Genomic DNA, 11570 nt, shown 5'->3' on the forward strand with positions numbered 1-11570 from the left:
CCGTGTTAACGTCGGGTCAGGGGTGATGCCATTGACACGCGCCGGACATCTTTGTCTGGGCCCGTCGCCATTGCCCCAACCGAGTCAGCCACACAGCACAAGGGGATTCGCCAAGATGTCGTCCAGCAAAGCTTCCCGCCTCAAACGGCACCGCCTGACCGCGGCCGTCTTCGCCGCCATCGTCCTGCCGGCCGCCGGCACCGCCCTGGCCCAGGACCCGCCGAAGGAACTCGACCGCGTCACCGTGACCGGCTCGCTGATTCCGCAGACCGAAATCGAGACCGCCACCCCGGTGATGGTCATCAGCGCCGAGGACATCAAGGCGCGCGGCTTCACCTCCGTGGCCGACGTGCTGGCCAAGAGTTCCTTCGCCACCGGCGGCGTGCAGGGCGCGCAGACTTCCGCCTCGTTCACCCAGGGCGCCAAGACCGTCAGCCTGTTCGGCCTGCCGCCGGGTTACGTGAAGTACCTGATCGACGGCCGCCCGATGTCGAACTACCCCGCGCTGTACAACGGCAGCGACACGTTCAACAACATCAGCGGCATTCCGGTCGACCTGGTCGACCGCATCGAAATCCTGCCGGGCGGCCAGTCCTCGCTGTATGGCTCGGACGCCATCGCCGGCGTGATCAACGTCATCCTGAAGAAGAAGCTCGATGGCGGCGTGTTTACCATCCGTGGCGGCGGCTACTCCGAAGGTGGCGGCAGCAATTTCCGCGCGAGCTTCGCCGACGGCTGGACCTCGGCCGACGGCCGCGTCAGCGTCATTGGTGGCGTGCAGTACGAAGAGAAGAACGCGATCTGGGGTTACCAGCGTGACCTGACCAAGCAGTACAACCAGAATGGTCTCACCCCGCCGCTGGCAAGCCGCGACACCCTGGTGGCCGGCTACTTCGACAGCTACCACTTCCTGGATCCCGCCAACTGCTCCAATCTCACCGGCCTGTTCGGCGGCACCACCGGCCTGCAGCAGCGCCCCGGTTTCGGTGACGAGTACTACTGCGGCTCGTTCTACACCCCGGGCTACCGCACCCTGGCGAACGATGAGAAGTCCACGCAGGGCTACCTGCACGGCACCTTCGACATCAACGACAACCTGCAGCTGTACGGCGACGTGCTGTACAGCCACGAAGAGACCAAGTACCACGTCGGCTCCAACTACACCTGGTGGGGCACGAGCGCGGACTTCGGCTATTTCTGGGACGACGCGCTGGGCGACCTCGTCAACCTGCAGAAGGCGTTCGCACCGGAAGAAGTCGGCTCGCGCGGCTTCCGCGACAACATGGGCAAGGACACCAGCGACTCGCTGCGCGTCACCTTCGGCGCGAAGGGAACGTTCGGTGCGTCCGCCTGGGATTACGACTTCGGCGCGACCTACACTGAGTACAAGCTGAAAGAGAACAGCTTCGTCGTCTATGCCGATGCAGCCGACCAGTTCTTCACCGACCGCGTGCTGGGTCCGCAGCTGGGCCTTGACCCGCTGTATGACACCTACCCGGTGTTCTCGCCGAACTATGCTGCGTTCTACCAGCCGCTGACGCCGGACGAATTCGCCAGTTTCACTGGCCGCATCACTTCGCACAGCAAGACCTCGGACAGCATGCTGCGCTTCCAGGTCACCAACGCGACCCTCTTCACACTGCCGGGTGGCGACGCCGGCCTGGCCGTGGTGGGTGAGCTGGGCAAGCAGAAGTGGAACTACGACCCGGCGCCGGAACTGCTCAACGGCGAGATCTGGGGCCTGACCTCGGTGGCCGGCGGCGGCGACCGTGACCGCTATGCGGTGACCTCCGAACTGCGCCTGCCGATCTTCAATCCGTTGACCGTCACTGTCTCTGGCCGCTACGACTCCTACGACGCCAGCGGCCGTACGATCGACAAGCCGACCTACAGCATCGGCCTGGAATACCGCCCGATCGACACCCTGCTGCTGCGCGGCAAGTACGGCACCGCGTTCCGTGCGCCGACCTTGTCCGACCTGTACCAGGGCGAAAGCGGCTATTACTCCTCGGTCATCGACTACTACCAGTGCGCCCAGCGCGGCTACCTGCCGGGCAACACCGACGCCTGCCCGCGCGCGTATTCCGAGCGCCAGTTCTTCGGCACCCAGTCGGGCAACCTCGACCTGAAGCCGATCAACGCCGACGTGTGGAGCGCCGGCCTGGTCTGGTCGCCAATCGACCGCATGAGCCTGACGGTGGACTACTTCAACTGGGACATCGACGACGAAGTCACCCAGCAGAGCGCCAACGCGCTGTCGTTGCAGGACTACTCCTGCCGCGCGGGCATCGACGACATCAACTCGCCGCTGTGCCAGCAGACGCTCTCGCAGGTGACCCGCAACGCGGCCGGCAACATCACCGAGATCTATACCCCGAAGATCAACATCTCCAACCAGAAGCTGGAAGCGGTCACCGCCGCGTTCAACTATGGCTATGACTTCGGCCGTTTCGGCGACCTGAGCCTGCGCACCAGCTTCACCGAGAACCTGCACCACACCTACCAGCAGTACGCCGAGGACGAGGTCATCGACCTGCTGACCAACGCCTACTGGAGCAGCGACCCCAAGCGCAAGGCCGATGGCTCGCTGACCTGGAGCCTGGCCGACTTCTCGGCCACCTGGTACGTCAACTGGTTCTCGGAGACGCCGAACTACGCGGCGACCAACAGCCCGCTCGGCTATGGCGCGGCGAACGCCCGCAAGCTTGGCTCCTATGCCACCAACAACGTCAGCGCAAGCTACAAGCTGTTCGAGGGCATGGAGGTTTCGCTGATGGTGAACAACGTGTTCAACCGCATGCCCCCGTACGACTTCTCGTACCTGGGCAGCTCCGGCGCACCGTACAACTCGTACAACTTCGACGTGTACGGCCGTGCGTACTATCTGGAACTGCGCTACGCCTTCGGCAAGTAATCACCTGCCACCGGCATGAAGAAGGCCCCGTTCCGCGAGGAACGGGGCCTTTCATTTGTCCATCGGCACAGCGGGCGGGCAATGCCAGGCGGCTCGATCCCGCATTACGCCTCGACGCCGAGCAGCCTGGCCAATGGCAGCATCTGTTCGCCATAGCGGCGCCAGCGCCCGATATAGGCATTCGTCAGCGGCTGGCGTACCTGCACCAGGCTGGCCGTCGCCACCGGCGCCTCGTTGCGTTCGAACTGCAGGCAAGCCGCGTTCCAATCCAACCCGCAGAAGGCAAGCAGTTCGCGTGTCTTTGCTTCCTGCGCGGACACCAGCTCCTCGTATTCCAGCTCCAGGATGCGGCCGGGGAACAACGCCTGCCAGTGCGCCATCAGCCGGTCGAACATCAGGTAGTAGCGACCCACGTCCATTAGGTCGAAGGAGTAGTCGTAGTTGGGCGAACTCAACGCGAACAGCTGCCGGAAGTTGCCCAGGCAGGTGTCCATCGGGTTCCGGCGCAGGCAGATGATCTTTGCCCGTGGCAGGGCACGGGCGATGTGCCCGGCAAACAGGAAATTGTGCGGCAGCTTGTCGACGAAGCGCGGCAAGGCAGCGGTACCCGGTCGCGTGGATTCGATGTACTCGCGCCCCAGCCGCGCCCAGTCCAGCCCCTGCACCTGGCTGAGGGTGGCCGCGTCAACTACCCGTGGCGTGGTGGTTCCAGTCAGTCGCTTGAGCACCACGGCGAAATTCTGCAGCTCTCCCGCCGAATGCACGTCAGGATGGCTGGAAAGAATCCTGTCCACCAGTGTCGTACCAGACCGCGGCATACCCAGGACGAAGATGGGCTCTTCGCTGTCATGGCCGGCCACGGGCAGGTCATCTGCGCGGAAACTTGCGGCAATTGCTTCGAACAACGCCTCGTCTTGCGCGGACTCATAGCCACGGGCGATCTTCTGCACGCGCTTGCCATCCGAATAACAGCGGAAAGCCTCGACGTAGTTGCCCAGGTCTTCCTGCTCCTTGGCCATCGCCAGGTTGAGATAGAGCTTGGCATCCGGATCCTCGCCACCTTCGGCCAGGGCGTTCCGCAGCAGATCCACGTCGTTGTCTCCAGGGGTACATCTGCGCAGCTGCGCCAGTGACGTATAGGCGCGCCAGTAACGTGGATCGAGGGCGACCGTCTCGCGATACTCCGCGCGTGCCTCATCGGACCGACCGAAATACAACAGGCAGGTGCCGAGGTTGTATCGCAACGAAGCGACCTTCGGCGCCAGCGCCACTGCCTGCTGATAGCACACCAGCGCCTTGGCGTGTTCGTTGGCGCGCGTATACACCACGCCGATCGTGTCCAGCGTCACCGGCTCGTTGCTGCCCAGCGCCATCGCCCGGTCGGCGAAGATCAGCGCCTCCCGGTTTTGCCGCACCTGCGTGAGCATCCGGGCCATCTGGGCGGCGTAATCGGCGCGCTCGGGATTGAGCAGCGTCGCCCGGTGCATGTGATTCAGCGCCGGCCGCAGCTGCTGCATTTCGAATGCCGCCACGCCGGCGACGAAATGCACGCCCGGATGCTCGCCTTCGCGCAACAGGGCCTGGGCGATGCCCCAGGCCTCGTTCCAGCGCCGCTGGTTCAGTGCGGCCACGGCCTGCCTGTATTTCTCGACCTGGGCATTCATGTGAGGGCGCGACTCCTGCGTCGTGGGTATGCACTCGATTATGCCAACGTGCGCACCCGCTTTGGCGCTGCCGCCTCAATGCCCCAGGACCCAGCGCGTCGCGCAACACGCCGCGGGCTGACGCCCCCTCGTCAGAGCTTGGCACGGAAATGGATTCGATAAATCCAATATCCGATGGCGATGAAAGCGATGAATCATCTCCTCGACCCAGCATTTGCCAGGCACCTATCCAAGGAGCAAATGATGAGATCACGAGCAAGCCTTGCAGTGCTGCTATCCGCATTTACGCTGCTGCCCTGGCGCGAAGGCGCAACGAGCAACCAGTTCGATCCCTTTTGCAGGGAAGCCAGCGTCGAGACACCAAGCGACATACGCAAGGAAGTCCACTGCATGCGTCGCGGTGGATCGCCTCCACCCGCATTTCGATGGAATCCGACACGTCCCTCCGCCGGTGCGCCGCACGCGCCCGGGACATCCCCTCAACGGCAGCAGCCAACCCGTTCGATCGCAATTCGGACGGAAAGATGGATTGCTGGAAGGACGCAGCGGGGCCGGCGGGAAGGCGCTCCACCACCCGTATATCTTCGGGCCCCTCCTCCTGGCGCTCGGGAAACTGGCATCACGGTATCGATTTGGTCTCCAACACCGGGAATTTCGGCTTGGGCCAGCCAGTACGGGCCATCGCGAACGGCGTAGTGGCAAAGGCAATGGCTAGCGTCGCGAATGGCAACTTCGTCCAGATAAATCATGCCGATGGCCGTGCCAGCAAGTATCTGCATCTGAAGGAGACCGTTGCCAAACCTGGCAACCACGTGAGCGCGGGCGACGTGATCGGCACGATGAACTGCACCGGACAGTGCGGCACGCCCCGCCGCCAGAACATCGTGCAGTCCACGCATGTGCACATCGAACTGCAGACCTCTCCCCAAGCCGAGCGTGGCCACGGCACACGACTCGACCCCCTCACCTACCTGGGACAATGCCCATGATCAAGTCCGCCATGACAACAACACTGCTGTTGTGCCTCGCATCCAACGCGAAGGCGGGTCCTGATGGTGCGTTCCTCTGCGACAGCCAGGCGCCCTACGATTTCCTCACCGCCGACATTCACGGCTATCAACGATTCGGCATTTTCAGGTCGGGAAAACCACTCGCAGATAGCCAAGCCGGCGCACTGGTGGCGGGCCAAGGCGTAAAGGCAAACTCCGCCGAAGGCCTCATCCTGGTGCCGACCGAAGCTGCCGGAAAGGGCCAGATTGAGCTGCGCAAGGGCGGAAAGCTCCTGAAGCGCATCCCGGGATGGCTGAACGAGTGGGCGGGATGGCGTTCGGGCGAGCAGGAAAAATTCATGTTCGTTGTCTGGAACGGTGATCCCGACGCACCATTGACCCTCAAGACCTGGAAGACCCGTTACGTGGTAGACGGCAACGGCCATGTCCTCGTCGAGCAGCACTACGAGGGCTTCACCGACAGCGAGAACGGCGACCCGTTGCTGAGCTTTTCCGCGGACGGAAGGGCGCTGTTCGAATTGGCGAACGAGGACCAGCCGACGCGATCCAAGAAGATCTTCGATGCGAACGACCTGCTCCAGGTCGGCGAGGTGGTAGGGCCCGAGCATCCACCGATCACCCAGCTCCAGATGCTCTCTTCCGACGACGGCTACGCTATCGCGGGACACCGATTGCATCGGATACGCAATGGAAGGCTGGAAGACACGGGCCTTCCGCCCTCATTCAAAGCACAGACGATCAGCATGGACAATCGCTCGAACAGGATCCTGGTCGAAGGCGAAGGGGATTTCGTCGTCATGGACATGGCCGGCCACCTGCTGTTCCGCCACGGCGCCAGTGTTGCGCCTGGTACCGCCGGGCCCCAATGGATGCGGGCAAAGCTCGCGATCGATGGCAGCGTGGCCTTCGTGCGCGACGCCGCCTCGCTGGTCGCTGTGCGCACACGAAAGTCCGGCTATGCAGAGGAACGCATGGTTCCGCTGGACGCCGATGACTGGACCCGGTTGGCCTGCCTCACTCCCCGCAGCGCCGCGTTGATGATCGACGACAAACCCGTACTAGTGAAGTTCTGAAGCACCCGGCGCGCGCGGTTTCGTCGTCCGCGTGCGCTGGCTCTCAACACCCCAACACCACCCGCGCCGCATTGTGCCCCGGCGCGCCGGTCACCCCGCCGCCGGGATGCGTACCCGAGCCGCACAGGAACAGCCCGTCGATCGCACCGCGATACCCCGCCTGCCCCAGCATGGGCCGCGCACTGAACAACTGGTTGAGGCTCAGCGCGCCGTGGAAGATATCGCCACCGATGAGCCCGAACGTGCGCTCCAGGTCCAGCGGCGTCAGCACCTGCCGCCCCAGCACGGAAGCCGCGAATCCCGGCGCATGCCGTTCGACCGTGGCGATCATCAAATCCGCCACTTCCTCGCGATGGTCGTCCCAGCTGCGCCCGTCCGGCAGCTGCGGGGCGACGTGCTGGCAGAACAGGCTCGCCACGTGGTGCCCGGGCGGCGCGAGCGAATCGTCCAGCGTGCTGGGAATCAGCATCTCCACCACCGGCTCGCGCGACCAGCCGAAGTCGTGCGCGTCGCGCCACGCGCGGTCCATGTACGCCAGGCTCGGCGCGATGATGATGCCGGCGGTGAGGTGGTCGCCCTCGCCCGGCAGCACGCTGAAATCCGGCAGCCGCGAGAGCGCCACGTTCATGCGCAGCGTGCCCGAGCCGCAGCGCCAGTTCGCCATGCGTTCGCGCGTGGCCTCGGGCACGTGGGCCGGGTCGATGAGGCGTTCGTACAGCAGTTTCGGGTTGACGTTGGCCACCACCGCGCGCGCTTCGATGCGCTCGTCCTGATCGGTGACCACGCCCACCGCGCGCCCGTCGCGCACGAGCACTTCGCGCACGCCGGCCCCGGTGCGGATCTCCACGCCGCGCTCGCGGCAGCAGGCGGCCATAGCCTGGGTGATCGCCCCCATGCCGCCGATCGCGTGGCCCCATGCGCCCTTGACCCCGTTGCTCTCGCCGAAGACGTGGTGCAGCAGCACGTAGGCCGTGCCGGGCGCGTACGGGCTGGCGTAGTTGCCGACGATGCCGTCGAAGCCGAAAAGCGCCTTGATCGGCGCGCTTTCGAACCAGCGGTCGAGATACTCGGCGGCGGAAATGGTGAACAGGTCGAGCAGTTCCTGCCGCAAGCCAGCCGGCAACGCATGCAAGCGGCGGCCGAGCCGGCCGGCGCGCAGCAGTTCCGGCAGCGCCGCCCACCAGCCGTTGTCGGTGATGTTCGGCGGCGGCGCCAGCGCCAGCACGCGCAACACGTCGGCCAGCTGCTCCAGCCGCGCTTCGTAGGCGGGCAGGCGTTCGGCATCGCGGCGGGAGAACTTCGCCACTTCCTCGCGCGTGCGTCCGCCGCCGGCCAGCAGGTAGCCCGACTCGCCCAGCGGCAGGAAATTGTTGATCCGCCGCGGCACCACGCGCAGGCCGTGGCGCGGCAGGTCGAGGTCGGCGATGACCTTGGGCTGCAGCAGCGACACCGTGTAGGAGGCGACCGAATTGCGGAAGCCGGGGTGGAAGGTCTCGGTGACCGCCGCCCCGCCCACCACCTCGCGCTTCTCCAGCACGAGCACCTTGCGGCCGGCGGCGGCCAGGTAGGCGGCGCAGGTCAGGCCGTTGTGGCCGGCACCGATGATCAAGGCGTCGTAGGCGGTCTTCATCCTCGCTGGTATAGCACGCGCCCGGGCCTATACTGCGGGCCTTCGAACCGGCGGGGGCCGTGGCATGCGTTCGGATCGGAAGGCTGCCCCACGCGGGGCGCCGGTGTGACATTGCGCAGGCGCGCCCTCGTGCGCTGGGTGGGTGCGGCGATCGTCGCGCTGCTCGCCTTCCTGCTGGCCATCGGCGGGTTGTTCGCGCCGGCGGATGCATGGCTGCTGCGCCACCTCCATGCCGATACCTATATATATGACTCGCCCTGGCTCGCCGCCGCGCTGGCGGCCGCCTTCTGGCTGGTACGGCCGCGCACCGCCCGCCGCGGGCGACTGGCCGGCGTGGCGTGGGCCATCGGCCCGTTGCTGCTCGCGGCCGCGCTGGCGCTGGCCACGCATCGCGGCTGGCCACCACTGCCCACCACGGTGGCCATCTTGATGGTGGCGGTGCTGCGCCGCATCCGCCTGCGGCGCTTTCCGGAACTGGAACACCTCACCGCGCTGCAACGCGCCGCCGACACCGCGCTGCGCAGCGCCGATACCCTGCCCTGCAGCCTGGTGCGCCTGCAACTGCGCGGGCCACAGGGCCGGCGCCTGCCGCTGGCGGAGATCGTGCACACGCTCAAGGCGCGCGCGCGCCGTGGCGGCGACCGGGTGGCGCGGGGCGGCGGGCAGGATGGCTTCGTGCTGTGGCTGGCCCATACCGATGCCGCCGCCGCGCTCGCGGTGGCCTGCGACCTGCGGGCCGACCTCGCCCCGCTACTCACGCGCCACGCATTGCACTGCAGCATGGGCATCGCCACGCAGACCGCTCCGGGCGGCCATTTCGAGCGTTTGTGGCAGCAGGCGGCACCGCCCGCCGCCTGACCCATGACCTTCGACCCGCTGACTGTGATCGGCTCACCGGTTTAGAGTGCGCGTTCCTGTCCCGAACCCGGGGCATCCGTCCATGTCGCGCCTGGAGCCTGACCGTGACCCTTCGTAAACCGCATTTGCTCACCCTTTCCCTGGCCGTGGCCGCCGCGCTGGCCGGCTGCAAGAAGTCCGAGGACACCGCGCCCGCCGCGCCGGCGGCCGAAACCGCCGCGTCCACCGCGCCGAAGCTCACGCTCGACGAATCCAAGCTGCCGCCGTTCAACCAGTTCCAGGCCAGCGACCTGGATCCGAACACCAACGCCTGTACCGACCTCAACGCCTACGCCAACGCCAAGTTCCTGGCCGCCAACCCGGTGCCGGGCGACCGCACCAGTTGGGGCGCGTTCGAGATGCTCGACGAGCGTTCCAATGCCGTGCAGCGCCAGCTCGTCGAGCAGGCCGCCGCGGCGAAGGACGCCAAGGGCGTGGAGAAGCTGGTCGGCGACATCTGGGCCACCGGCATGGATGAGGCGAAGGTCAACGCGCAGGGCATCGAGCCGCTGAAGCCGACCCTGGCCGCCATCGACGGCGTGACCGACCAGGCCAAGCTGGTCGACTACCTGCGCACCAGCGCCGCCAAGGGCGAGAACGAGCTGTTCTCGTTCGGCGCCGAGGCCGATTTCAAGAACTCCAGCATGAACATCGCCTACGCCGCGCAGGGCGGCCTGGGCCTGCCGGATCCGGAGTACTACACCAAGGCCGACAACAAGGCCAAGCTGGATGCGTACCAGCAGCACGTGGCCAACGTGCTGAAGCTCGCGGGCGTGGCCGATGCCGACGCCGCCGCGCAGGCCAAGCAGGTCGTCGATTTCGAAACCCGCCTGGCCAAGGTCTCCAAGACCAGCACCGAGCTGTCGCGCGACGCTTCGCTGTTCTACAACCCGGTCAGCCCGGCCGATGCCGACAAGCTGACCCCGAACTGGTCGTGGACGGAGTTCTTCAAGTCGCAGGGCGTGGCAGTGCCGCAGATGTTCTCGCTGGCGATCCCGGCCTTCCACGAGGAAGTGAGCAAGATGATCGCCGACACCGACCCGGCGATCTGGCGCGCGTACCTGCGCTTCCACGCCGTGGACAGCGCCTCGCCGTACCTGAGCCAGCCGTTCGTGGAAGAGAACTTCGCGTTCTACAACCAGACGATGCGTGGCCAGAAGGAAATGAAGCCGCGCTGGAAGCGCGTGCTGGCCGCCATCAACAGCCAGGCCGGCGAAGCGCTGGGCCAGATGTACGTGCAGGTCGCCTTCCCGGCGGACTCGAAGGCGAAGATGGAAACGCTGGTGGGCAACCTGCGCACCGCGCTGAAGGCCCGCATCGAGAAGCTGGACTGGATGAGCCCGGAGACCAAGGAAAAGGCCATCGCGAAGTGGAACAGCTTCACGCCGAAGATCGGCTACCCGGACAAGTGGCGTTCGTGGGAAGGCCTGGCTACCTCGCGTGACAGCTACCTGGGCAACGTCGAGGCGGCGAACGAGTTCAACTACAAGTGGAACCTGTCCAAGATCGGCAAGCCGGTGGACAAGACCGAGTGGGGCATGAGCCCGCAGACGATCAACGCGTACTACAACCCGCTGCAGAACGAGATCGTGTTCCCGGCGGCGATCCTGCAGCCGCCCTTCTTCGACCCGAACGCGCCGGCGGAAATGAACTACGGCGGCATCGGTGCGGTGATCGGCCACGAGATGACGCACGGTTACGACGACCAGGGCAGCCGTTTCGGGCCGACCGGCAACTTCGAGAACTGGTGGACGGATGCGGACTCGAAGGGTTTCGCTTCGCGCACCGACCGTCTGGTCAAGCAGTTCGACGGCTACAAGACCGAGAAGGGCAATGTCAGCGGCAACCTGACCCTGGGCGAGAACATCGCCGACCTGGGTGGCCTGAACACTGCCTACGACGCGATGAAGGCGGCGACCGCCGGCCAGGACGACCCGAAGACGGACGGCCTGACGCGCGACCAGCGCTTCTTCCTCAACTGGGCCACGGTGTGGCGTCGCAACTTCACGCCGGACGAGCTGGCCGTGCGCCTGAAGACCGACCCGCACGCCCCGGCGAACTTCCGTGCCAACGGCGCGCCGTCGAACATGCCGGCGTTCGCGGCGGCGTTCGAGTGCAAGGCGGGCCAGCCGATGGTGCGTGCTGGCGACAAGCAGGTCGTGATCTGGTAATTGCCAGAGCGACTGTCTGCGATGTACTGAAAGGCCCGGGATTTTCCCGGGCCTTTCTTTTTGCGTCTTTGTTTTTGCGATCTGTTGCTTGGCGCTTTCGTGGCTATCGCGCGGCGGCCGGGCGGGAGGGCGCATCGGGGGACGGCCGAAAGCGGCCATCCATGGCCTCGGGCCTCGGTCGGCGGCATCCTGCCGCCTCACGCCCCCGATG

At 65.8% G+C, this 11570-nt stretch carries 7 protein-coding genes; 5 read left to right on the forward strand and 2 right to left on the reverse strand.

The features are described from left to right. The first annotated feature begins 115 nt into the window (after positions 1 to 115). Complete coding sequence (locus ARC20_RS07385; RefSeq protein ID WP_108143382.1) at positions 116 to 2914, forward strand: TonB-dependent receptor plug domain-containing protein; 2799 nt, start codon at positions 116 to 118, stop codon at positions 2912 to 2914. 104 nt (positions 2915 to 3018) lie between these two features. Here the strand turns inward: ARC20_RS07385 and ARC20_RS07390 are convergent, their stop codons facing one another. Beyond that, positions 3019 to 4578 (reverse strand): tetratricopeptide repeat-containing sulfotransferase family protein, encoded by a 1560-nt coding sequence (locus tag ARC20_RS07390; protein WP_057646137.1) that lies wholly within the window; start codon positions 4576 to 4578, stop codon positions 3019 to 3021. A 425-nt stretch (positions 4579 to 5003) separates the two neighbouring features. Between ARC20_RS07390 and ARC20_RS17895 the strand changes: the two genes are divergently transcribed. Both ARC20_RS17895 and ARC20_RS07395 read left to right on the forward strand, forming a co-directional pair. Then, complete coding sequence (locus ARC20_RS17895) at positions 5004 to 5567, forward strand: M23 family metallopeptidase (RefSeq protein WP_161809475.1); 564 nt, start codon at positions 5004 to 5006, stop codon at positions 5565 to 5567. Beyond that, the gene (locus tag ARC20_RS07395; RefSeq protein ID WP_057646138.1) at positions 5564 to 6661 is read left to right on the forward strand and encodes a hypothetical protein; all 1098 of its coding nucleotides are present in this window, start codon (positions 5564 to 5566) and stop codon (positions 6659 to 6661) included. Before ARC20_RS17895 ends, ARC20_RS07395 begins: the two co-directional genes overlap by 4 nt. Before the next feature lie 43 nt (positions 6662 to 6704). Here ARC20_RS07395 and ARC20_RS07400 read toward each other — a convergent pair whose 3' ends face one another. Then, positions 6705 to 8291: a phytoene desaturase family protein gene (locus ARC20_RS07400; protein WP_057646139.1), complete on the reverse strand. Its 1587-nt coding sequence runs from the start codon at positions 8289 to 8291 to the stop codon at positions 6705 to 6707. Positions 8292 to 8396: 105 nt separating this feature from the next. Between ARC20_RS07400 and ARC20_RS18230 the strand changes: the two genes are divergently transcribed. Both ARC20_RS18230 and ARC20_RS07410 read left to right on the forward strand, forming a co-directional pair. Continuing rightward, on the forward strand, positions 8397 to 9149 hold the full coding sequence (locus tag ARC20_RS18230; RefSeq protein ID WP_237642528.1) for a nucleotidyl cyclase domain-containing protein: 753 nt from the start codon (positions 8397 to 8399) through the stop codon (positions 9147 to 9149). A 104-nt stretch (positions 9150 to 9253) separates the two neighbouring features. Continuing rightward, positions 9254 to 11359, forward strand: a complete 2106-nt coding sequence (locus ARC20_RS07410; protein WP_057646141.1) for a M13 family metallopeptidase — start codon at positions 9254 to 9256, stop codon at positions 11357 to 11359. The last annotated feature ends 211 nt before the right edge of the window (positions 11360 to 11570 follow it).

Origin of the sequence: Stenotrophomonas panacihumi, assembly GCF_001431645.1 — a bacterium.
In the GTDB taxonomy this organism is placed as follows: Bacteria; Pseudomonadota; Gammaproteobacteria; order Xanthomonadales; family Xanthomonadaceae; genus Stenotrophomonas_A; species Stenotrophomonas_A panacihumi.

Bases quoted from the DNA above. Each gene is read 5' to 3' on its own strand.
- ARC20_RS07385 (WP_108143382.1), top strand. From the start codon at position 116: ATGTCGTCCAGCAAAGCTTCCCGCCTCAAACGGCACCGCCTGACCGCG.
- ARC20_RS07390 (WP_057646137.1), bottom strand. From the start codon at position 4,578: ATGAATGCCCAGGTCGAGAAATACAGGCAGGCCGTGGCCGCACTGAAC.
- ARC20_RS17895 (WP_161809475.1), top strand. From the start codon at position 5,004: ATGGAATCCGACACGTCCCTCCGCCGGTGCGCCGCACGCGCCCGGGAC.
- ARC20_RS07395 (WP_057646138.1), top strand. From the start codon at position 5,564: ATGATCAAGTCCGCCATGACAACAACACTGCTGTTGTGCCTCGCATCC.
- ARC20_RS07400 (WP_057646139.1), bottom strand. From the start codon at position 8,291: ATGAAGACCGCCTACGACGCCTTGATCATCGGTGCCGGCCACAACGGC.